Raw genomic sequence first — 21,552 nt, 5'->3', positions numbered from 1 at the left:
CATCATCCACCGGGGCGGGCCGGTTGTGCGGCTTCCAGGAGTTCGGCGAGTTCCACGAGGTCGGTGCCGGTGAGGCGGGGGAGGACGCAGCCGGAGAGGGTGCGGCAGGTCTCCCGCCAGGAGGCCGGGATCGAGGCGCCGCCGCCCAGCGCGCCGGTGAGGGCGCCCGCCAGGGCCGGGGCGGAGTCCGCGACGCGGGACAGGCAGGCCGCCGCCGGGACCGCCTCCGCGATGCGGCCGCGGGCCGCTGTGGCCAGGGCTAGGGCGACCGGGACCGTTTCGGCGGCGGCGATGCCGTAGCTGTAGACGTGGTCGACGATCTGGTGTTCCAGGGGCGGGACCAGGGAGAAGGCGCTGTCCGCGTCGGCCGCGAGCTTCAGGGCGTGCCGGGCGTTGCGGCCGATCTCCGTCTCCTCGGGGAGTTCGGCGAGGGCCGCCGTGACGCAGGCGTCGACGTCCGCGCCGGCCAGGGCGAGGGCGAGGGCCGCCGCCATCGCCCGGGCGCCGTGGACGCCGTCGCCGTCCTGGGTGTAGCGGGCGTCGAACTCGGCGAGGTCGGCGGCGCGTCGGGGGTCGCCCGGGTGGGCCACGGCCAGGACGCAGGCGCGTACGCAGGCCGCGTCGTCGAAGTAGTGGGGGTTGTCGTGGCCGGTGGCGGGCGGGCGCAGGCCGGTGGCGAGGTTGCCGAGGCCGGCGCGGACGGAGATGCGGGCGCGCAGGGGGAGGACGGCGGACTCGATCTCCGGAGCGCGGTCCGCTGCCGCGGCCACCTCGCAGGCGATGGCGTTCCAGGTGAGGTCGATCGCGGCTCGGGTGCGGCGTTCCCGGCTGAGGTCGTTGAAGGCGGTGTCGTCGCCGGCTCGGAGGAGGGCTTCCGCGGCGAAGGCCGCCCATTCGGCGTCGTCGGAGGGGCCCAGGCGGAGGGGCTCGGGGGGTTGGTTCAGGGCGATGGGAACGGGGAGGGTGGTCGTGGCGTTGTGCTCGGCGAAGGTGTCCAGTTCGCGGGTGAGGCGGCGGGTCCAGTCGGGCATGCGGGCGGCTCTGTGGCGGGCCGCCGGCCAGCCTGCCGCGTCCCCTGCGGCGAGTCCGAGCAGGAGGCCTTCGGCCTTTTTGTCTCCCACCCGCGCACCGCCCGCAACTGTCACCCGAGGGGTCCTGGTCTCCCGTGGGGCGACTTCGCCGTCGGCGGCTGCCGGTTCGTGCGGCGTCATGAGGGGGCCTCCGTTCCGTCGCCCGCCAGGGCGAAGTCCGTCGGCACCGGCTCCTCGTCGCGTACCGCCGGTGTCAGCAGGTCCGCCACGTCCAGTACGTGGTAGCCCGCCATCGCCGGCAGGCACCGGCCGCGGACCGGGCCGATGGGGGTCGTCCAGGCCTTCGGGATCGCCGACACACCCCGCGTCGCGCCCGCCAGGGCGCCCGCGACCGCCGCCGTCGTGTCCGCGTCGCGGCCCATGTTCACCGCCGTCAGGACGGACTGTCCGAAGTCGCCGTCGGCCGCCGCGTACGCGCCGAAGGCGAGGGCGACCGCCTCGGGGGCCAGGTCGGTCCAGGGGTAGCCGCCGATGACGACCGCGGAGCGGACCGCGCGTTCGCCGCGGTGGGCCACCGCCACCGCGCGGCGCAGGCAGCGGGCCGTCCAGGAGTCGTCGGGCACGACCGCGAGGGCGGCGGCCACGACCGCGACCGGCTGGGCGCCCGCCATCGCCGCCGCCACGCCCGCCGCCACCGCCTGGCCGCCGTAGATGCCCTCGCCGTCATGGCTCACCGAGCCGTCGATCGCCACCAGCCGGGCCGCCTCCGCCGGGCGGCCGGGCGCGAACACCCCGAAGGGGGCCGCGCGCATGGCCAGACCGTCGCTCCAGGCGTGCCGGTGCTGGGCGGAGATGGGGGCCGCCAGGCCACGGCGGAGGTTCTCCAGGGTGCCGCGTTCGCTGAAGCCGGCGCCCCGGAAGGGGCCCTCGTCGCGGTCGGCGATCCATTCATGCCAGGCCGCTTCCACGTGCGCGGGGGTCAGTGCCGAGCCGTGCCGGGCCAGGAGGAGGCCGGAGAAGATCGCGTACTCGGTGTCGTCCGTGCCGGCGGGGTGCTCGGCGACGTATCCGGTGATACGGCCCCACCGCGCGCGGATCTCGGAGGGCTTCATGTTCTCGGCCGGAGCCCCGAGCGCGTCGCCGACGGCCAGGCCGAGCAGTGCGCCGCGGGCCCGTGCGCGGAGTTCGGCGGCGTCCCCGGGCGCCGGGACGGAGGGGATACAGGCGATGGATGCCATACGGAATGTGTCCCACTCCGGCGGCCGGCCCGAGCCTCGGGAACCACAGCATCACCCGGTCGACATCTGTGCGAGATCATCATCAAGTGAGCGCAGAGGGTAAAACCGCAGGTTAGCGCAGCCTTTCCTTGCTGGCGGCGCCGGAATTCACGGCGTACTTTGGCTGTTGTAAAAATCTGGAACTTGTCCAAAGAAGCCTGCTCGGTAAGGGAATCGGGGATCTTTCATGGCCATCATCGAGACCGAGGCGGCGCTCCACGAGGCGCACCGCGACAACCACACCCACCGGGATGTGAACGGCGGCTGGCTGCGCCCCGCGGTGTTCGGTGCGATGGACGGCCTCGTCTCCAACCTGGCCCTGATGACCGGTGTCGCGGGTGGCTCGGTCAGTCAGCACACCGTCGTCCTCAGTGGACTCGCGGGCCTGGCCGCCGGCGCCTTCTCGATGGCCGCCGGCGAGTACACCTCCGTCGCCTCGCAGCGTGAGCTCGTCGAGGCGGAGCTGGACGTGGAGCGGCGCGAGCTGCGCAAGCACCCGAAGTGCGAGGAGGCCGAGCTCGCCGCGCTCTACCGGGCGAGAGGAGTCGAGCCGCGGCTGGCCAGTGAGGTCGCCCGGCAGCTGTCGAAGGACCCCGAGCAGGCGCTGGAGATCCACGCCCGGGAGGAGCTGGGCATCGATCCCGGCGATCTGCCCTCGCCCACCGTGGCCGCGGTGTCGAGCTTCGGCTCCTTCGCGCTGGGCGCGCTGATTCCCGTACTGCCGTACCTGCTGGGTGCGAGCAGCCTCTGGCCGGCCGTGCTGCTGGCTCTGTTCGGCCTCTTCCTGTGCGGCGCGGTCGTGGCCAAGGTGACGGCACGCACCTGGTGGTACAGCGGGCTGCGGCAGCTGTTCCTGGGAGGTGCGGCGGCCGGTGTGACGTACGCCCTGGGCACAGTGTTCGGAACGGCCGTAGGATAACTCGGCTCGGACTTATGCGTTGGGCCGCATAAGTAGCCGTTACTTGCTGGTTTCGAATGCGCAACCACGGGGCATGAGCCGTAAGCGCTGCGGGCAACGAGGCCCGTGGGCGCGATCAGCGGGGTGGGCGAAGGCGCCCGTCCCGCCCTCCGGCCCGACGGGCATCGATCTCACCCGGTCGTTCCGTGCTGGCCCCCATAGCTTCCACCGTCGGTGCGGTACCCCTGCCGCGAGCCGTCGGTGTCCGCATGTTGGAACGGATTATCCCGGTTCCCGAGAACCGCTCCATCATGTAACCTGCACGAAATTTTGCGATCACGCGAGGGCCAACGTCGTCCCTCGGCACCATGCATATGCCACATGACGACGACGGGAGAGCCGATGCGTACGCCGCGCCAGCCGTCCCAGCACTCCGCGAATGGCCAGAACTGGTCCTTCATGGATGCTCGCCCTGCTGCGCAGGGTATGTACGACCCCCGCAACGAGCACGACGCCTGCGGCGTCGGCTTCGTCGCCACCCTCACCGGCGAGGCGTCCCACACCCTGGTCGAGCAGGCTCTGACCGTTCTGCGCAACCTCGAACACCGCGGTGCCACCGGCTCCGAGCCCGACTCCGGCGACGGCGCGGGCATCCTGTCGCAGGTCCCGGACGCCTTCTTTCGTGACGTGGCTGGATTCGAACTGCCCGAGGCCGGTGCCTACGCCGTCGGCACCGCCTTCCTGCCGGAGGACTCCGCCGCCGACGCCGTCTCGCAGATCGAGACGATCGCGGCCGACGAGGGCCTGACGGTCCTCGGCTGGCGCGAGGTGCCGGTCGCTCCCCAGTTGCTGGGTGCCACCGCCCGGTCGACCATGCCGGTCTTCCGCCAGATCTTCGTCAGCGACGGCGCGGCCGTGCCCGCTACGGGTATCGAGCTCGACCGCAAGGTTTTCGTGCTGCGCAAGCGCGCCGAGCGTGAGGCCGGCGTGTACTTCCCGTCGCTGTCCGCGCGGACCATCGTCTACAAGGGCATGCTGACCACCGGTCAGCTGGAGCCCTTCTTCCCGGACCTGTCCGACCGCCGCTTCGCCTCCGCGATCGCGCTCGTGCACTCCCGGTTCTCGACGAACACCTTCCCGTCCTGGCCGCTGGCCCACCCGTACCGTTTCGTCGCGCACAACGGTGAGATCAACACCGTCAAGGGCAACCGCAACTGGATGGCGGCCCGCGAGTCCCAGATCGTCTCCGACCTGTTCGGCGACCAGGAGAAGATCGACCGGGTCTTCCCGATCTGCACGCCGGACGCCTCCGACTCGGCGTCCTTCGACGAGGTCCTCGAACTCCTGCACCTGGGCGGCCGTTCGCTGCCGCACTCCGTGCTGATGATGATCCCGGAGGCGTGGGAGAACCACGACTCCATGGACCCGAGCCGGCGTGCCTTCTACCAGTTCCACTCCAACCTGATGGAGCCCTGGGACGGCCCGGCCTGTGTCACCTTCACCGACGGCACCCAGGTCGGTGCCGTCCTCGACCGCAACGGCCTGCGCCCCGGCCGCTACTGGGTCACCGACGACGGCCTCGTCGTCCTCGGCTCCGAGGTCGGCGTCCTGGACATCGACCCGGCCAAGGTCGTCCGCAAGGGCCGCCTGCAGCCCGGCCGCATGTTCCTCGTCGACACCGCCGAGCACCGCATCATCGAGGACGACGAGATCAAGGCCCAGCTCGCCGCCGAACAGCCGTACGCGGAGTGGCTGGAGGCCGGCGAGATCGAGCTGTCCGACCTGCCCGAGCGCGAGCACATCGTGCACACGCACGCCTCGGTCACCCGCCGCCAGCAGACCTTCGGTTACACCGAGGAGGAGCTGCGCGTCATCCTCGCGCCGATGGCCAAGGCCGGTGCCGAGCCCATCGGCTCGATGGGCACCGACTCGCCGATCGCCGCGCTGTCGGACCGCCCGCGGCTGCTCTTCGACTACTTCACCCAGCTGTTCGCGCAGGTCACCAACCCGCCGCTGGACGCCATCCGCGAGGAGCTCGTCACCTCGCTGCGCTCCTCGCTGGGCCCGCAGGGCAACCTGCTCGACCCGAGCGCGGCCTCCTGCCGTAGTGTCGTGCTGCCCTTCCCGGTCATCGACAACGACGAGCTGGCCAAGCTCATCCACATCAACGCCGACGGCGACATGCCCGGCTTCAAGGCCGCGACCCTGTCCGGCCTGTACCGGGTGCACGGCGGCGGTGACGCGCTCGCAGCGCGGATCGACGAGATCTGCGCCGAGGCCGACGCCGCGATAGAGAACGGCGCCCGGCTGATCGTCCTGTCGGACCGTCACTCGGACGCCGAGCACGCGCCGATCCCGTCGCTGCTGCTCACCGCGGCCGTCCACCACCACCTCATCCGCACCAAGCAGCGCACCCAGGTGGGCCTGCTGGTCGAGGCCGGCGATGTCCGCGAGGTCCACCACGTCGCCCTGCTCATCGGCTACGGCGCCGCCGCCGTCAACCCGTACCTGGCGATGGAGTCCGTCGAGGACCTGGTCCGCGCCGGCACGTTCCTCCCCGGCATCGAGCCCGAGAAGGCCATCCGCAACCTCATCTACGCCCTCGGCAAGGGCGTGCTGAAGGTCATGTCCAAGATGGGCATCTCGACCGTCGCCTCCTACCGCGGCGCCCAGGTCTTCGAGGCCGTCGGTCTCGACGAGACCTTCGTCGAGAAGTACTTCAACGGCACGGCCACCAAGATCGGCGGCGTCGGCATCGACGTCATCGCCAAGGAGGTCGCCGCCCGGCACGCCAAGGCCTACCCGGCCTCCGGCATCGCCCCGGCGCACCGCGCGCTGGACATAGGCGGCGAGTACCAGTGGCGCCGCGAGGGCGAGCCGCACCTGTTCGACCCGGAGACGGTCTTCCGCCTCCAGCACTCCACGCGCTCCGGCCGCTACGACATCTTCAAGAAGTACACCGAGCGCGTGAACGAGCAGTCCGAGCGGCTGATGACGCTCCGCGGGCTCTTCGGCTTCAAGTCCGACCGCAAGCCGATCCCGATCGACGAGGTCGAGCCGGTCTCCGAGATCGTCAAGCGGTTCTCGACGGGCGCCATGTCGTACGGCTCCATCTCGCAGGAGGCGCACGAGACCCTCGCCATCGCCATGAACCAGCTGGGCGGCAAGTCCAACACCGGTGAGGGCGGCGAGGACCCGGAGCGGCTGTACGACCCGGCCCGCCGGTCGTCCATCAAGCAGGTCGCCTCCGGCCGCTTCGGTGTGACCTCCGAGTACCTGGTCAACTCCGACGACATCCAGATCAAGATGGCCCAGGGCGCCAAGCCCGGCGAGGGCGGCCAGCTGCCCGGCCACAAGGTCTACCCGTGGGTCGCCAAGACGCGGCACTCGACGCCCGGCGTGGGTCTGATCTCCCCGCCGCCGCACCACGACATCTACTCCATCGAGGACCTGGCCCAGCTGATCCACGACCTGAAGAACGCGAACCCGCAGGCGCGGATTCACGTCAAGCTGGTCTCCGAGGTCGGCGTCGGCACGGTCGCCGCGGGTGTCTCCAAGGCGCACGCGGACGTCGTCCTCATCTCCGGCCATGACGGCGGTACGGGCGCCTCGCCGCTGACCTCGCTGAAGCACGCGGGCGGTCCCTGGGAGCTCGGCCTCGCCGAGACCCAGCAGACGCTGCTGCTCAACGGCCTGCGCGACCGCATCATCGTGCAGACCGACGGCCAGCTGAAGACCGGCCGTGACGTGGTCATCGCCGCGCTGCTCGGCGCCGAGGAGTTCGGTTTCGCGACCGCGCCGCTCGTCGTCTCCGGCTGCGTCATGATGCGCGTCTGCCACCTGGACACCTGCCCGGTCGGCATCGCCACGCAGAACCCGGTGCTGCGCGAGCGGTACAACGGCAAGGCCGAGTACGTCGTGAACTTCTTCAAGTACATCGCCGAAGAAGTCCGCGAGATCCTCGCCGAGCTGGGCTTCCGCTCCATCGAGGAGGCCGTCGGCCACGCCGAGGCCCTCGACGTCACCCGCGCGGTCGACCACTGGAAGGCGCAGGGCCTGGACCTGGAGCCGCTGTTCCACGTGCCCGAGCTGCCCGAAGGCGCGGTCCGCCACCAGCTGATCGCCCAGGACCACGGTCTGGAGAAGGCGCTCGACAACCAGCTGATCAAGCTCGCCGCGGACGCCCTGTCCGCCTCGGACGCCACCGAGGCGCAGCCGGTCCGCGCCCAGGTGCAGATCCGCAACATCAACCGCACGGTCGGCACCATGCTCGGCCACGAGGTGACGAAGAAGTTCGGTGGCGCGGGCCTGCCCGACGACACCATCGACATCACCTTCACCGGCTCCGCCGGCCAGTCCTTCGGCGCGTTCGTGCCGCGCGGTGTGACGCTGCGCCTGGAGGGCGACGCCAACGACTACGTCGGCAAGGGCCTCTCGGGCGGCCGGATCGTGGTCCGCCCGGACCGCGCGGCCGACCACCTCGCCGAGTACAGCGTCATCGCCGGCAACACCATCGGCTACGGCGCCACCGGCGGCGAGATGTTCCTGCGCGGCAAGGTCGGCGAGCGCTTCTGCGTCCGCAACTCCGGTGCGACGGTCGTCTCCGAGGGCGTGGGCGACCACGGCTGCGAGTACATGACCGGCGGTCACGCGGTGGTGCTCGGCGAGACGGGCCGCAACTTCGCGGCCGGTATGTCCGGCGGTATCGCGTACGTCATCGACCTGGACCGCGACAACGTCAACGTCGGCAACCTGGACGCCGTCGAGGCGCTGGACGACACCGACAAGCAGTGGCTGCACGACGTGGTCCGCCGCCACCAGGAGGAGACGGGCTCGACCGTCGCCGAGAAGCTCCTGGCCGAGTGGGACACCGCCGTCGAGCGCTTCAGCAAGATCATCCCCAGCACGTACAAGGCAGTGCTCGCCGCCAAGGACGCCGCCGAGCGAGCCGGTCTCTCCGAGTCCGAGACCCACGAGAAGATGATGGAGGCGGCGATCAATGGCTGACCCGAAGGGCTTTTTGAACCACGGGCGCGAGGTCGCCAAGTCCCGCCCCGTCGAGGAGCGCGTCAAGGACTGGAACGAGGTCTACGTCCCCGGCTCCCTGCTGCCCATCATCAGCAAGCAGGCCAGCCGCTGCATGGACTGCGGCATCCCGTTCTGCCACAACGGCTGCCCGCTCGGGAACCTCATCCCCGAGTGGAACGACTACGCCTACCGCGAGGACTGGGCCGCCGCCTCGGAGCGGCTGCACGCGACGAACAACTTCCCGGAGTTCACGGGCCGCCTGTGCCCCGCTCCCTGTGAGTCGGCGTGTGTGCTCGGGATCAACCAGCCGCCGGTCACCATCAAGAACGTCGAGGTCTCGATCATCGACAAGGCCTGGGAGACCGGGGACGTCGCCCCGCAGATCCCGGAGCGCCTGTCCGGCAAGACCGTCGCCGTCATCGGCTCCGGCCCCGCGGGATTGGCCGCCGCCCAGCAGCTGACCCGGGCCGGCCACACCGTCGCCGTCTACGAGCGCGCGGACCGCATCGGAGGCCTCCTCCGCTACGGCATCCCCGAGTTCAAGATGGAGAAGCGGCACATCAACCGCCGTATCGAGCAGATGCGCGCGGAGGGCACCCGCTTCCGCACGGGCATCGAGATCGGCCGCGACCTGAAGGCGACGGACCTGAAGAAGCGCTACGACGCGGTCGTCCTGGCCGTCGGCGCGACCACGGCCCGTGATCTGCCGGTGCCCGGCCGCGAGCTCAAGGGCATCTACCAGGCCATGGAGTACCTGCCCCTGGCCAACAAGGTGCAGGAGGGCGACTTCGTGGCGCCCCCCATCTCGGCCGAGGGCAAGCACGTCGTGGTCATCGGCGGCGGCGACACCGGTGCCGACTGCGTCGGTACGGCCCACCGCCAGGGCGCGGCCTCCGTGACGCAGCTGGAGATCATGCCCCGCCCGAACGACGAGCGGCACCCGATCAACCAGCCCTGGCCGACCTTCCCGATGCTCTACAAGGTCACCTCGGCCCACGAGGAGGGCGGCGAGCGCGTCTACTCGGTCTCGACGACCCACTTCGAGGGCGACGAGGACGGCAACGTCCAGTGGCTGCACCTCACCGAGGTGGAGTTCATCGACGGCCGGCTGACCCCGAAGCCGGGCACCGAGCGCAAGATCCCCGCCCAGCTGGTCACCCTCGCCATGGGCTTCACCGGCACAGACCGGGAGAACGGCCTGGTCGAGCAGTTCGGCCTGGAGCTCGACGAGCGCGGCAACATCGCCCGCGACGACGACTACCAGACCAACGTGCCGGGCGTGTTCGTCGCCGGTGACGCGGGCCGCGGCCAGTCGCTCATCGTGTGGGCGATCGCCGAGGGCCGCTCGGCGGCACGCGGGGTGGACCGCCACCTCACGGGCGCCAGCGAACTGCCGGCGCCGATCCGGCCGACGGACCGCGCGCTGATGGTCTGAGAGCCTGGTGACGGACTGACCTGACGGTCACTCACAGACAACCCGTACAAAGGCGTACGGGCGGGATATCTGGGGGGATTCCCCAGACCCCCCGAGACGGCGCCTGCCCCTTGTCCCCGACCGGACGAACGGGCAGGCGCCGCCGCTTTCCTCTGGCCGGCGCGGCACCTTGTACGGTCCTGGTCACGGCACCTTGTACGTGTCCCCGTAGACGGCCCACTCCAGCGGCGTCTCGAGACGTAGGTTGCCCTCGTTCAGGAAACGGCGCTGGGCGGTGTCGACACGGCTCGTGTCCGCGCCGGGGCGCTCGGTGGCCATGGTGGTGCGGCGGATGTCGAGGAAGGTGTCCAGGTACGCCTTCTCACTGCCGCCCTCGGCCGGTGTGTCCGCCACGCGCAGCACGCGTTCGCGCAGGCCGTAGAAGCCTTCGGGGCTGGTGTCGGGGCCGTGGAAGACCAGTGCGTCGTAGTAGACGAACTGGCCGAGCGTGCCCAGTCCGTCCAGCTTGGCGAGGCGGACCGCCGGGTCGAAGGAGACACGGTCACGGTGCTCGTCCTGGGCCCTGCGGAAGGCCGGGAGCTTCGCCTCCGCCTTCCAGGCCGCGGTGAAGCCGGGGTCCAGGCCCTCGTGGGAGTCCGTGCCGTCGACCTCGCGCAGGGCCGGCAGGTAGCGGGCCAGGCCGTTGCCAGGGTGGGTTTCGGTGTAGCGCTCGACAAGGGCGAGCAGGTCGTGGGTGCCGGTGCAGAAGCCGACGATCCCGGCGGTGTAGCCCCGGCCGTCCCCCAGATCCTCGATGGAGCCGTAGAGGGCGCGCCAGTTCAGCGTCGACTGGTGGGCGCTCGCCACGATCCGCTGCGCCAGCTCCTTCTTCTCCGGGGCGGCCAGGCCCGCGGGCAGCCCCGCGATCACCTTGTCGTCCTCCGCCCGCTCCTCCTCGGCCCGGTCCTTGGCCTCTTCCCGGGCCGCCTGGGCGTCAGACACGGAGGGTTTCGCGGTGGGCTCGGCGGAGTCCGTGGGTGCGACGAAGTAGGCCACCGCCGTGGCGACCACGGGAACAGCGACGAAGAACACCACACCGGCACGCTTCACTGGGACCACCCTGCCTGTCAGCTCCGTAACTTTCCCCACCGTCCCGGCCGCCCGGAGCACCAGCGGCCCGGCGCACGCCCCGCCCGCACCTGCGCGCGGCGCCGGCCCAGAGGCGGGCAAGCGTACGCCGTCGTCCGCGCGCCTCCACCGGCAGGTCGCCGAGGCATACTTTCGACATGCACGTCCGGTGATCCAGGGGGACACGTATGGCCGCGATCAATCTGCGCACCTTCGAGGAGACCGCGCCGACGCTGGTCGACCTGTACAAGAGCGCCGGGGTCTCCCTCACGAAGCACGGCCTCGACGGGCTGCGGGCCGCGGTCTACCTCGTCGTCGACTACTCCGGCTCGATGAGGCCGTACTACCGGGACGGCAGCGTGCAGGCGCTCGCCGACCGGGTGCTCGGGCTGTCGGCGCATCTCGACGACGACGGCACCGTACCGGTCGTGTTCTTCTCCACCGACGTCGACGCCGTCACCGATATCGCGCTCGCCGACCATCAGGGGAAGGTCGAGCGGATCGCGGCCGGGCTCGGGCACATGGGGAAGACCAGCTACCACCTGGCGATGGACGCCGTCATCGACCACTACGTCGACAGCGGGGCGACCGAGCCGGCCCTCGTGGTCTTCCAGACCGACGGCGGGCCCATCAACAAGCTCGCGGCGGAGCGGTACCTGTGCAAGGCGGCGAGGCTGCCGCTGTTCTGGCAGTTCATCGGCTTCGGTGACCCGGGCAGCAAGCAGTTCGAATTCCTGCGCAAGCTGGACGAGCTGCCCGTGCCGGGCAGGCGGGTCGTCGACAACGCCGGGTTCTTCCACGCGGGTGAGGAGCCGCGGAAGGTTCCGGACGGCGAGCTGTACGACCGACTGGTGGGTGAGTTCCCGAAGTGGCTGATGGCCGCCAGGGCCCAGGGGATCGTGAGGGATCCCCGCAGCCGCTGAGCCATCTGCTCGCCCCCGTGGCCTAACCGGCCCGCCCCTTGGCCTAGCCGCCCCTGCGCCCCGTTTGCACCGCCGTCGTGCCGTGCCACGCTGGGAAGGAGCCACGGGGAGGCGACGACGTATGGGCGACGACGGCGCACGACGGGTGTACGGGACGGCTTCCGCTCGCAGGAGACCTCCCGCCGGCAAGGGCGAGAAGCTCGCCGACTGGGCGGACGGGCGGCTCGGGCTCTACGGGCTGGCCAAGGCCAACATGCGCAAGGTCTTCCCGGACCACTGGTCCTTCATGCTGGGCGAGATCACCCTCTACAGCTTCATCGTCCTGATCCTCACCGGTGTCTACCTCACCCTGTTCTTCGAGCCGAGCATGCAGGAGGTCGTCTACCAGGGGTCCTACACGGAGCTCAACGGCGTGCTCATGTCCAGGGCGTTCGAGTCCACGCTGGACATCAGCTTCGACGTGCGCGGCGGGCTGTTGATGCGGCAGGTCCACCACTGGGCGGCGCTGGTCTTCATCACCGGCATGATGGTGCACATGATGCGGGTGTTCTTCACCGGCGCCTTCCGCAAGCCCCGCGAGCTCAACTGGGTCTTCGGCTGGACCCTGCTGATGCTCGGCATCATCACCGGCCTGACCGGCTACTCCCTCCCGGACGACCTGCTGTCCGGCACCGGCCTGCGCTTCGCGCACGGCGCGATCCTGTCGATCCCGATCGTCGGGACGTATGTGGCGTTCTTCCTCTTCGGCGGGGAGTTCCCGGGCGACGACATCATCTCGCGCCTCTTCCCGGTCCATGTGCTGCTGCTGCCCGGGATCATGCTGGGCCTGGTGACCGTCCATCTGATCCTGGTCTTCTACCACAAGCACACCCAGTTCCCGGGCCCCGGACGCAAGGAGCGGTCGGTCGTCGGGATGCCCTTCCTGCCGGTCTACATGGCCAAGGCGGGCGGCTTCTTCTTCCTCGTCTTCGGCGTTCTGACCATCATGGGCGCGATCGCCCAGATCAACCCCGTGTGGGCTTTCGGCCCCTACCGCCCCGACCTGGTCACCACGGGCGCCCAGCCCGACTGGTACCTCGGGTTCTCCGAGGGGCTGATCCGGGTGATGCCGGGATGGGAGATCAACATGTGGGGCCACACGCTGGTCCTCGGCGTGTTCATCCCGTTCGCGCTCTTCCCGCTGGTCATGCTCGCCATCGGCGCCTATCCCTTCATCGAGGCGTGGATCACCGGCGACAAACGCGAGCACCACATCCTGGACCGGCCGCGCAACGCGCCCGTGCGCACCGGCCTGGGCGTGGCCTGGCTGACCCTGTACGCGGTGCTGCTGATCGGCGGCGGCAACGACATCGTGGCCACGCATCTGCATCTGTCCATCAACGTGATCACCTGGTTCGTGCGGATCGGCGTCTTCGTGCTGCCGGTCGTCGCCTTCATCGTCACGAAGAAGATCTGCATGGGCCTCCAGCGCCGCGACCGCGCAAAGGTGCTGCACGGCAGGGAGACCGGCACCATCAAACGGCTGCCGAACGGCGAGTACATCGAGGTGCACGAGCCCCTCTCGCGGGCCGAGCTGTTCACCCTCACCCAGCACGAGCAGAACCCGCCGTACGAGGAGGGGCCCGAGGTCGACGCGGGGGGCGTCCGCCGGAAGGTCAAGCGGTCCGAGCGGCTGCGTGCCCGGCTCGCGAAGGCGATGTTCGGGCCGGACGCGCGGATCGAGAAGCCGACGGTGGAGGAGTACCGGGAGATCACCAGCGGCGATCACCAGCCGCACTGACGACCAGGGCCCGGCACGCGTGGGGATCGCCCCAGGCGGTGCGCAGGGCCCGGGCCTTGGTCAGCCATAGCGACAGGTCGTACTCCGCCGTGTAGCCGATCGCGCCGTGCAGGTGCAGCGCGGTGCGGGCGGTGGTGTACGCCGCCTCGCACGCGGCGGCCTTGGCGGCGGCGGCATCGGCCGGCCGCATCGTCAGGGCGGCACCGAAGACCAGCGGGCGAGCGAACTCCAGGGCGATCTTCGCGTCGGCCAGCCGGTGCTTGACCGCCTGGAACGACCCGACGGGGACGCCGAACTGGGTGCGTTGCCTGACGTATCCGACGGTTCTGTCGAGGAGTGCCAGGCCCACCCCGAGGGCTTGGGCGGCGGTGGCGAGACGGGCCCAGGCGAGGGCCTGTCCGGTGGGGGCGTCGAGGAGCTCGCCGCCGGGGGCGAGGGGGGTGAGGCGACGGGCGGGGTCGAGGGAGGGGCGGACGGGACCGTGGCCGGGGGAGAGGCGGATGCCGTCGGGCTCCCAGGAGAGCCGGAGGGTGGCAGCGTCGCCGTCCAGGGCGTACCCGCCCGCGGGTGCCACCGTCGCCATCGTCTCCCCGGACGCCAGCCCCGGCAGCAGCCGCTTGGCGACACCCGGGTCGGCCCCGGTGAGCAGCACCGCCGCCGTGACCGTCTCGACCAGCGGGCCCGGTACCGCGTGGCGGCCCAACTCGACGAAGGCGACGGCCAGTCCGACCGGACGCGGCCCCAGGCCGCCTTCGTACGTCTGTGGAACCGCCGGCGCGAACACGCCGGCCTCCGCGATACGGGACCACAGCGCCCGCCCGCTCGTATGGTCGCCCCGGCTCCAGTCCCGCACCACCGCCGGTGTGCCCGCCGCCGTCAGCAGGGCGTCCAGCGAGGCGGCGAAGGCGCGCTGCTCGGCGTCGAGGAGGAAACGCATCAGCGGCGTCCCTTCGGCAGGCCGAGCAGGCGCTCGGCGATGATGTCGCGCTGGATCTCGTTCGTGCCCGCGTAGATCGGGCCGGCGAGTGCGAAGACGTACCGCTCCGCCCAGTCGGTGTCGGCCGGCTCGCCCTCCGGGCCGAGGAGATCGAGGGCCGTCTCGTGCAGCGCGATGTCCAGTTCGGACCAGAAGACCTTGTTCAGGCTCGATTCCGGGCCGACCGTTTCGCCGTCGATGAAGCGGGAGGCGGCCGCGTACGTGAAGAGCTGGTAGGCGCGGGCGCCCATCAGAGCGTCGGCCACCCGGTCCCGCTCGGACACCGGACCGCCCCGCTCCCGCCACAGCCCCTCCAGCCGGCGCGCGGCAGCGAGGAAACGGCCCGGGGAGCGGAGCATCAGCCCGCGTTCGTCACCGGCCGTCGCCATCGCGATCCGCCAGCCCTGGCCGGGTTCGCCGATCACGTCCTCGTCGGGCACGAAGACCTCGTCCAGGAACAGCTCCGCGAACGCCGGCTTGCCGTCGAGGCGGGCGATCGGGCGGACCGTGACGCCCGGTGCGCGCAGGTCGAACATGAGGTACGTCAGGCCCTGGTGGGGCTTGGCCGTGTCCGGGTCGCTGCGGAACAGGCCGAACGCACGGTCGGCGAACGCGGCACGCGAGGACCAGGTCTTCTGGCCGCTGAGGAGCCAGCCGCCATCCGTGCGCACGGCCCTCGCCCGCAGGGACGCCAGGTCCGAACCGGCCTCGGGCTCCGACCAGGCCTGAGCCCAGATCACCTCTCCGGAGGCCATCGGGGGCAGCACCCGGGCCCGCTGCTCCCCGGTGCCGTGGGCGAAGAGGGTCGGGGCGAGCAGATGGATGCCGTTCTGCCCGACGCGCCCCGGGGCGCCCGCCGCCCAGTACTCCTCCTCGAAGAGCAGCCATCGCAGGAGCCCCGCGTCCCGCCCGCCGTACTCCGCCGGCCAGTCGACCACCGACCAGCCCTCCGCGGCCAGCTCCGCCTCCCAGGCGCGGTGGGCCGCGAAGCCCTCCGCCGTCTCCAGGGAGGGCAGGGGCTCGCGCGGCACACGCGCGTGCAGCCACTCCCGCACCTCGGTGCGGAACTCCTCGTCGGCCGGTGAGAACGCGAGATCCACGACCACCCTCCTTCCCTAACAAGTGTTTGGTAGGTTAGCGTGAGCCCATGACAGACGTCGAGAGTCCGTCGTACGTGCCCGGCCACGGCGTGCTGAAGGGGCGGACCGCCGTCCTCACCGCCGCGGCCGGCGCGGGGATCGGCGGGTCCACCGCGCGCCGCTTCCTGGAGGAGGGCGCACGCGTCCTGATCAGCGACGCGCACGTACGGCGGCTCAAGGACCACGAGGCGCAGCTGGCCGGCGAGTTCGGCGCGGCATCGGTCGCCGCGGTGCCCTGCGACGTCACAGACGAGACGCAGGTACGCGCCCTCTTCGACACGGCCGTACGGGAACACGGACGGCTCGACGTCGTGGTCAACAACGCCGGTCTCGGCGGCACCGCGGACCTCGTCGACATGACCGACGACCAGTGGTCCCGCGTCCTGGACGTCACGCTGAACGGCACGTTCCGGTGCGTGCGGGCCGCGCTCCGCCGCATGCGGGAGAGCGGCGGGGTGATCGTCAACAACGCCTCCGTCATGGGCTGGCGCGCCCAGGCCGGGCAGGCCCACTACGCCGCCGCGAAGGCGGGCGTGATGGCGCTGACCCGGTGCGCGGCCGTCGAGGCGGCCGAGTACGGGGTGCGCGTCAACGCCGTCGCGCCCAGCCTCGCCCTGCATCCGCACCTGGTGAAGGTGACCACGCCCGAGCTGCTCGCCGAGCTGACCGCCCGCGAGGCCTACGGGCGGTACGCCGAGCCCTGGGAGGTGGCCAACGTGATCGTGTTCCTGGCCTCCGGCTACTCCTCGTACATGACGGGGGAAGTGGTGTCCGTCAGCAGCAGGCACCCCTAGGACGACAATGGGACCTGTGCCTCCTACGAAGAAGAAACCCCAGGTGACCGCAGCCCCCGCCCGTCGTCGCGAACTCCTCGGCACCGCCGCCGAGGTCTTCGCCGAGCAGGGCTACAACGCCACCACCGTCCGCAAGATCGCGGACCACGCGGGGATGCTCGCGGGCAGCCTCTACTACCACTTCGACTCCAAGGAGTCGATGCTGGAAGAGATCCTGCGCACCTTCCTCGACGAGCTCTGGGACGGCTACGACGCCGTGCTGGGCGCCGGACTCGGCCCGCGCGAGACGCTTCAGGCCCTGGTCACCGAGTCGTTCCGGGAGATCGACCGGCATCGCGCGGCCGTCGCGATCTACCAGAAGGAGAGCAAGCAGCTCGTGGCGCAGGAGCGGTTCGCGTTCCTCGCCGAGTCGCAGCGCAGATTCGAGAAGGCGTGGCTGTCCACGCTGGAGCGCGGCGTCGCCGAGCGGGCCTTCCGGGCCGACCTGGACGTCCGGCTCACCTACCGGTTCGTGCGCGACACGGTGTGGGTGGCCGCGTCCTGGTACCGGCCGGGCGGCCGGCACAGCCCGGACGAGATCGCCCGGCAGTACCTGTCGATGGTGCTGGACGGGATCGCCGTACGCGAATAGCCCTTTCCTACGAGGGAGTTGCCATGGCCGAGGCCTACATCGTCGAAGCGGTCCGCACGCCCGCCGGGCGGCGCGGCGGAGGACTGAGCGCGGTCCATCCGGCCGACCTCGGCGCACATGTGCTGAAGGAGCTGATGAGCCGCTCGGGCGTCGATCCGGCCGCCGTGGAGGACGTCGTCCTCGGCTGTCTGGACGCCGTGGGGCCGCAGGCCGGGGACATCGCGCGGACCTGCTGGCTGGCGGCCGGGCTGCCCGAGGAGGTGCCGGGCGTGACCGTCGACCGGCAGTGCGGTTCCTCGCAGCAGGCCGTGCACTTCGCGGCGCAGGCCGTGCTGTCCGGCACTCAGGACCTGGTGGTCGCAGGCGGGGTGCAGAACATGTCGATGATCCCCATTGCCTTCGCCACCCGGCAGGCCGCCGAGCCGCTCGGGCTGACCCAGGGCCCGTTCGCGGGCAGTACGGGCTGGCGGGCGCGGTACGGGGACAAGCCCGTCAACCAGTTCGCGGGCGCCGAGATGATCGCCGCCACATGGGGGATCAGCCGGCGCGACCAGGAGGAGTTCGCCCTGCGGTCCCATCGGCGGGCGGTCCGGGCGATCGACGAGGGCCGCTTCGACCGCGAGACCGTGCCGTACGGGGACGTCACCGCCGACGAGGGTCCGCGCCGGGACACCTCCCTGGAGAAGATGGCCGGCCTCAAGCCGGTCCTCGACGGCGGCACGATCACCGCCGCCTGTTCCTCGCAGGTCTCCGACGGGGCGGCGGCGATGCTGCTGGCCTCCGAGCGGGCGGTGCGCGAACACGGGCTCACCCCACGCGCGCGTGTGCACCATCTCTCGGTGCGCGGCGAGGACCCGATCCGCATGCTCACCGCTCCCATCCCGGCCACCGCCCACGCCCTGAAGAAGACCGGCATGATTATCGGCGACATCGACCTCGTCGAGATCAACGAGGCCTTCGCCCCGGTCGTCCTGGCCTGGCTCAAGGAGACGGGCGCGGACCCGGAGAAGGTCAACGTCAACGGCGGTGCCATCGCCCTGGGCCATCCGCTCGGCGCGACCGGCGTGAAGCTGATGACGACCCTGCTGCACGAACTGGAACGCACCGGCGGCCGGTTCGGCCTCCAGACCATGTGCGAGGGCGGCGGACAGGCCAATGCGACGATCATCGAGAGGCTGTGAGACGCCGACGGGTGTCCTCGGCCTCCTTCATGATCCGTTCCACCAGCTCCGCGCACGAGGGCAGGTCGTCGATCACTCCGGCGACCTGCCCGGACGTCATCACCCCCAGATCCGTACGGCCGTCCACCATGGACGCCTTGAGCAGCATCGGGGTGTTCGCGGCGAGCAGGACCTGGCTCCAGGTCAGGTCCTTGCCGTGTCTGAACGCGCGGCCGTCCCGGAGCATGCGGCGCCAGCTCGTGCCGGACAGCTTCCGGTAGCCCGCCGCCCTGCGGACCGCCCGGAGGACGCCGGTCACCCGGCCCGACCGCTCCAGCGCGTCGACCAGTTCCGTCCGCAGCATGCGGTGAGGCAGCCCGTCCACCGCCCTGGTGACCGTCACATCCCGCACCGTCGCCGCCAGATACCGCGCCTTCACCGCCCCGGGCACGGTCGAGTCCGAGGTGAGCAGGAACCGCGTGCCCATGGCGACGCCCGCCGCACCATAGGCCAGCGCCGCGACCAGGCCCCGCCCGTCGAAGAAGCCGCCCGCCGCCACGACCGGTATGTCCACGGCGTCGACGACCTGCGGCAGCAGCACCGTCGTGGCCACCTCGCCGGTGTGTCCGCCGCCCTCCGCGCCCTGCACGAGCACCGCGTCCGCGCCCCAGCCGGCGACCTTCTCGGCGTGCCGCCGCGCCCCCACGGTCGGCATGACGACCACACCGGCCTCCTTGAGCTCGCCGATCAGCTCCCGGGAGGGGGCCAGGGCGAAGGAGGCGACCCGGACACCCTCCTCGATCAGGATCCGCACGCGGTCGCCGGCGTCCGCCGCGTCGGCGCGCAGGTTCACACCGAACGGCGCGTCGGTACGGGCCCGGACCTCCCGGACGGCCGCGCGCAACCGGTCGAGCGTCATCGTCGCCGAGGCCAGGATGCCGAGAGCGCCCGCGTTCGCCGTGGCGGAGACCAGGCGCGGGCCCGCCACCCAGCCCATCCCGGTCTGCACGAGGGGATGGCGGACGCCGGTCAGCCGGGTCAGCGCCGTCTCCATCACGAGGCGACCTCCCTGGTCCGAGTGCCGGCCGGGTCGACGACCTCGCGGATCAGCCGGAGCTCCTCCGCGGTCGGCTCACGGGTCGGCGGCACCTCGTCCGGGACGGTCAGTTCACAGCCCGTCGCCTCCCTGACCTGCTCCGCCGTGACACCCGGGTGCAGCGAGGCCAGCCGCATCGAGTGGTCGGGGGTGACGAAGTCGAAGACACCCAGGTCGGAGACGACCCGCGGGATGCGGTGGTGACACGCGCCGGCCGCGTGGTCGTACCCGACGCCGCAGACCATGTCGACCCGCTCGACGAAGACCCGCCGGGAATGCCTCGGGATCCAGTAACTGGTCGGATGGTTGAGGGTGTTGACCGGCGCGCCGCGCACCCCGAGCAGCTGCCGCCTCGGCCGCTCCCAGTCGCCGATGCACGAGATGTTCTGGTTGCCGAACCGGTCGATCTGGCTCGCGCCCATCATCACGTGCCGCCGGCCGCCCATGACCAGGGCCAGATGCTGCCGGTACGGCAGCCAGCCCTCCGTCGTCCCGTCCGGGCGGACCAGCAGCGCCTCGCCGTCGGTCAGCAGCAGGTCCGGCGCGAAGGTGAGCCGGGCGAGCCGGGCCCCGAGGGAGGGGATCAGCCCCATGGGGCTCGCGAGCACCTCGCCGTCGCCCCGCCAGGCCTCGGCGCACGCGATCACGCAGTACTCCGCGCGGGTGGCCCCGGTCATGTCCCCTCCCCGACGGCCGACTGGTACGCCTGCTCGTCCTCGGCGAGGAACCGGGCCGCGAACTCCGGCCAGGGTGTCGTCGCGTACGTCTTCTGGAAGGCCTCGTCCCGGCCGTAGTCGGGCGCGCAGGACGTGAAGTGCGCCCCGTGCGGGGCCTCCACGACGCCCGTCACCGTGTGCCGCTTGACCAGCAGGGTCTGCGGCGCCGCCGCCTTCGTCAGCTCGGCCGTGTCGACGATCCGTTCGCAGCTGACGTACGCCGTGTCCGCCGCCTCGCAGAACAGGTCGTCGAAGTACGGGTCCGGGCCCAGGTACTGGCCGTTGCCCAGCCGGTCGGCGCGGTTCATGTGCACCAGGGCCGCGTCGAGCCGCAGGGCGGGCATCGCCACGAACGTCTCCCCGTCCTCGTAGGGCGAAGTGACCGTCCGTAAATCGGGGTTGACCCGCATCACGTCCGAGCCGAGGCCGGCCCGCACCGGCAGGAACGGCAGCCGGTTCGCCGCCGCTTGCAGGCCCCACAGGAACATCGCCTCGTCGATCTCCGTCAGCGCGAAGGCGCCACGCTCGCGGGCCGCGCGGTAGTGCGGCTCCAGGGGGATCGAGTCGAGGGTGACGAAGGCCGTGACCAGCTTCCGGATCCGCCCGGCGGCGGCCAGCATGCCGACGTCCGGGCCGCCGTACGAGACGACCGTGAGATCGGTGATACGGGACCGGAGCAGTGCTCTCACCAGGGCCATCGGCTTGCGGCGCGAGCCCCAGCCGCCGATGCCGAGGGTCATGCCGCTGGACAGTCGGGACACGGCCTCGTCGGCCGTCATCGTCTTGTCCCTCATCACGCTCCCCCCTTGCCGAAGGTGCCGCGCACCCGCGCGCCCACCCCGCTGAGACCCGCCTCGAAGGTGAAGCCCTGCTCGAAGCGGTAGCTGCGGCGCACGTCGACCGGATCGATGCCGTTGAGGGCGGCCTTGGCCAGGCGCAACAGCTGCCCGTCCTTGGCGGCGATCTCGCGGGCCAGTTCCAGGGCGGCCGGGCGCAGTTCGCCGCGCGGCACCACCCGCCACACCGAGCCGTGCGCGTGCAACTCGGCCGCGGTCGCCGTGCGCGAGGTGTAATACAGGGCGCGCATCAGGTGCTGGGGGACCAGCCGGGCCAGATGGGTGGCCGCGCCCAGCGCGCCCCGGTCCAGCTCGGGCAGCCCGAAGACGGCGTCCTCGCTCGCCACGATCACGTCCGCGTTGCCCACCAGCCCGATACCGCCGCCCAGGCAGAAACCGTGCACCGCCGCCACGACCGGCACGGCGCAGTCGTACACCGCGGCGAAGGCCTCCGCGCAGGCGTGGTTGGCGCCGATCAGCGCACTGTTCCCATCCTTCTGCAACTCCTTGATGTCCACGCCCGCGTTGAACCCGCGCCCCTCGGCCGTCAGCACCACGCACCGCACCTCCGGGCCGCGCCCGGCCGCGCGCATCGCGTCGGCCAGGGCGAACCAGCCGGCCACCGGCAGGGCGTTCACCGGCGGGAAGTCGACCGTGACGACGGCTATGCCCTTTTCTCCGCACGAGGTGGAGACACCCATGGCCGCATCAGCTACCTTTCCACC

The 21,552-nt window shown here is 71.3% G+C and carries 17 protein-coding genes; 8 read left to right on the top strand and 9 right to left on the bottom strand.

From position 1 onward, the window contains the following. Positions 1-2 precede the first annotated feature (2 nt). Together V8690_RS10280 and V8690_RS10275 are read right to left on the bottom strand one after the other, a co-directional pair. A complete protein-coding gene (locus V8690_RS10280; RefSeq protein WP_338777547.1) occupies positions 3-1,211 on the bottom strand; it encodes an ADP-ribosylglycohydrolase family protein in 1,209 nt (402 codons plus the stop codon). After that, positions 1,208-2,269: an ADP-ribosylglycohydrolase family protein gene (locus V8690_RS10275; RefSeq protein ID WP_338777545.1), complete on the bottom strand. Its 1,062-nt coding sequence runs from the start codon at positions 2,267-2,269 to the stop codon at positions 1,208-1,210. The genes V8690_RS10280 and V8690_RS10275 overlap by 4 nt, the downstream gene beginning before the upstream one ends. A 226-nt stretch (positions 2,270-2,495) precedes the next feature. Between V8690_RS10275 and V8690_RS10270 the strand changes: the two genes are divergently transcribed. The 3 genes from V8690_RS10270 to V8690_RS10260 all read left to right on the top strand — a co-directional run bounded on the left by V8690_RS10270 (position 2,496) and on the right by V8690_RS10260 (position 9,669). Further along, complete coding sequence (locus V8690_RS10270; protein ID WP_338777544.1) at positions 2,496-3,227, top strand: VIT1/CCC1 transporter family protein; 732 nt, start codon at positions 2,496-2,498, stop codon at positions 3,225-3,227. A 381-nt stretch (positions 3,228-3,608) separates the two neighbouring features. Further along, a complete protein-coding gene (gltB, locus tag V8690_RS10265; protein WP_338777543.1) occupies positions 3,609-8,213 on the top strand; it encodes a glutamate synthase large subunit in 4,605 nt (1,534 codons plus the stop codon). Beyond that, entirely contained in the window at positions 8,206-9,669 is a 1,464-nt protein-coding gene (locus V8690_RS10260) for a glutamate synthase subunit beta (protein ID WP_338777541.1), read from the top strand. The genes gltB and V8690_RS10260 overlap by 8 nt, the downstream gene beginning before the upstream one ends. Before the next feature lie 183 nt (positions 9,670-9,852). On the opposite strand, the gene V8690_RS10255 is transcribed toward V8690_RS10260, so the two are convergent. Continuing rightward, positions 9,853-10,758 (bottom strand): chitosanase, encoded by a 906-nt coding sequence (locus V8690_RS10255; RefSeq protein ID WP_338777539.1) that lies wholly within the window; start codon positions 10,756-10,758, stop codon positions 9,853-9,855. Positions 10,759-10,964: 206 nt separating this feature from the next. Between V8690_RS10255 and V8690_RS10250 the strand changes: the two genes are divergently transcribed. Further along, positions 10,965-11,699 carry a VWA domain-containing protein gene (locus V8690_RS10250; protein ID WP_338777538.1) on the top strand — a complete coding sequence of 245 codons (735 nt, stop codon included), beginning with the start codon at positions 10,965-10,967 and terminating at the stop codon, positions 11,697-11,699. A gap of 121 nt (positions 11,700-11,820) precedes the next feature. Further along, a complete protein-coding gene (locus V8690_RS10245) occupies positions 11,821-13,479 on the top strand; it encodes a cytochrome bc complex cytochrome b subunit (protein WP_338777536.1) in 1,659 nt (552 codons plus the stop codon). Here the strand turns inward: V8690_RS10245 and V8690_RS10240 are convergent. Next, positions 13,451-14,416 carry an acyl-CoA dehydrogenase family protein gene (locus tag V8690_RS10240; protein WP_338777534.1) on the bottom strand — a complete coding sequence of 322 codons (966 nt, stop codon included), beginning with the start codon at positions 14,414-14,416 and terminating at the stop codon, positions 13,451-13,453. The genes V8690_RS10245 and V8690_RS10240 overlap by 29 nt on opposite strands. Next, positions 14,416-15,555, bottom strand: a complete 1,140-nt coding sequence (locus V8690_RS10235; RefSeq protein WP_338777531.1) for an acyl-CoA dehydrogenase family protein — start codon at positions 15,553-15,555, stop codon at positions 14,416-14,418. The genes V8690_RS10240 and V8690_RS10235 overlap by 1 nt, the downstream gene beginning before the upstream one ends. Before the next feature lie 47 nt (positions 15,556-15,602). Between V8690_RS10235 and V8690_RS10230 the strand changes: the two genes are divergently transcribed. Genes V8690_RS10230 through V8690_RS10220 form a run of 3 tightly spaced genes read left to right on the top strand, consistent with a single transcriptional unit; the run spans position 15,603 to position 18,200 of the window. Then, positions 15,603-16,388, top strand: a complete 786-nt coding sequence (locus tag V8690_RS10230; protein ID WP_338777529.1) for an SDR family oxidoreductase — start codon at positions 15,603-15,605, stop codon at positions 16,386-16,388. Positions 16,389-16,395: 7 nt separating this feature from the next. Next, entirely contained in the window at positions 16,396-17,019 is a 624-nt protein-coding gene (locus tag V8690_RS10225; protein ID WP_338777528.1) for a TetR/AcrR family transcriptional regulator, read from the top strand. Between the two features lie 23 nt (positions 17,020-17,042). Beyond that, positions 17,043-18,200 carry an acetyl-CoA C-acetyltransferase gene (locus V8690_RS10220; RefSeq protein WP_338777527.1) on the top strand — a complete coding sequence of 386 codons (1,158 nt, stop codon included), beginning with the start codon at positions 17,043-17,045 and terminating at the stop codon, positions 18,198-18,200. Here V8690_RS10220 and V8690_RS10215 read toward each other — a convergent pair. Genes V8690_RS10215 through V8690_RS10200 form a run of 4 tightly spaced genes read right to left on the bottom strand, consistent with a single transcriptional unit; the run spans position 18,184 to position 21,528 of the window. Then, positions 18,184-19,233 carry a nitronate monooxygenase gene (locus V8690_RS10215; protein WP_338777526.1) on the bottom strand — a complete coding sequence of 350 codons (1,050 nt, stop codon included), beginning with the start codon at positions 19,231-19,233 and terminating at the stop codon, positions 18,184-18,186. The two genes, V8690_RS10220 and V8690_RS10215, sit on opposite strands and share 17 nt — an antisense overlap. Beyond that, the gene (locus V8690_RS10210; RefSeq protein ID WP_338777524.1) at positions 19,233-19,952 is read right to left on the bottom strand and encodes a CoA-transferase; all 720 of its coding nucleotides are present in this window, start codon (positions 19,950-19,952) and stop codon (positions 19,233-19,235) included. Before V8690_RS10210 ends, V8690_RS10215 begins: the two co-directional genes overlap by 1 nt. Then, positions 19,949-20,785 carry a CoA-transferase gene (locus V8690_RS10205; RefSeq protein WP_338777522.1) on the bottom strand — a complete coding sequence of 279 codons (837 nt, stop codon included), beginning with the start codon at positions 20,783-20,785 and terminating at the stop codon, positions 19,949-19,951. Before V8690_RS10205 ends, V8690_RS10210 begins: the two co-directional genes overlap by 4 nt. Continuing rightward, positions 20,785-21,528 (bottom strand): enoyl-CoA hydratase family protein, encoded by a 744-nt coding sequence (locus V8690_RS10200; RefSeq protein ID WP_338777520.1) that lies wholly within the window; start codon positions 21,526-21,528, stop codon positions 20,785-20,787. Before V8690_RS10200 ends, V8690_RS10205 begins: the two co-directional genes overlap by 1 nt. Positions 21,529-21,552 lie beyond the last annotated feature (24 nt).

The organism is Streptomyces sp. DG1A-41, assembly GCF_037055355.1.
In the GTDB taxonomy this organism is placed as follows: Bacteria; Actinomycetota; Actinomycetes; order Streptomycetales; family Streptomycetaceae; genus Streptomyces.
This window is presented reverse-complemented; position numbering and strand designations above follow the sequence as displayed.

Bases quoted from the DNA above. Each gene is read 5' to 3' on its own strand.
- V8690_RS10280 (WP_338777547.1), bottom strand. From the start codon at position 1,211: ATGACGCCGCACGAACCGGCAGCCGCCGACGGCGAAGTCGCCCCACGG.
- V8690_RS10275 (WP_338777545.1), bottom strand. From the start codon at position 2,269: ATGGCATCCATCGCCTGTATCCCCTCCGTCCCGGCGCCCGGGGACGCC.
- V8690_RS10270 (WP_338777544.1), top strand. From the start codon at position 2,496: ATGGCCATCATCGAGACCGAGGCGGCGCTCCACGAGGCGCACCGCGAC.
- gltB (WP_338777543.1), top strand. From the start codon at position 3,609: ATGCGTACGCCGCGCCAGCCGTCCCAGCACTCCGCGAATGGCCAGAAC.
- V8690_RS10260 (WP_338777541.1), top strand. From the start codon at position 8,206: ATGGCTGACCCGAAGGGCTTTTTGAACCACGGGCGCGAGGTCGCCAAG.
- V8690_RS10250 (WP_338777538.1), top strand. From the start codon at position 10,965: ATGGCCGCGATCAATCTGCGCACCTTCGAGGAGACCGCGCCGACGCTG.
- V8690_RS10245 (WP_338777536.1), top strand. From the start codon at position 11,821: ATGGGCGACGACGGCGCACGACGGGTGTACGGGACGGCTTCCGCTCGC.
- V8690_RS10240 (WP_338777534.1), bottom strand. From the start codon at position 14,416: ATGCGTTTCCTCCTCGACGCCGAGCAGCGCGCCTTCGCCGCCTCGCTG.
- V8690_RS10230 (WP_338777529.1), top strand. From the start codon at position 15,603: ATGACAGACGTCGAGAGTCCGTCGTACGTGCCCGGCCACGGCGTGCTG.
- V8690_RS10225 (WP_338777528.1), top strand. From the start codon at position 16,396: ATGGGACCTGTGCCTCCTACGAAGAAGAAACCCCAGGTGACCGCAGCC.
- V8690_RS10220 (WP_338777527.1), top strand. From the start codon at position 17,043: ATGGCCGAGGCCTACATCGTCGAAGCGGTCCGCACGCCCGCCGGGCGG.
- V8690_RS10215 (WP_338777526.1), bottom strand. From the start codon at position 19,233: ATGGAGACGGCGCTGACCCGGCTGACCGGCGTCCGCCATCCCCTCGTG.
- V8690_RS10210 (WP_338777524.1), bottom strand. From the start codon at position 19,952: ATGACCGGGGCCACCCGCGCGGAGTACTGCGTGATCGCGTGCGCCGAG.
- V8690_RS10205 (WP_338777522.1), bottom strand. From the start codon at position 20,785: ATGAGGGACAAGACGATGACGGCCGACGAGGCCGTGTCCCGACTGTCC.
- V8690_RS10200 (WP_338777520.1), bottom strand. From the start codon at position 21,528: ATGGGTGTCTCCACCTCGTGCGGAGAAAAGGGCATAGCCGTCGTCACG.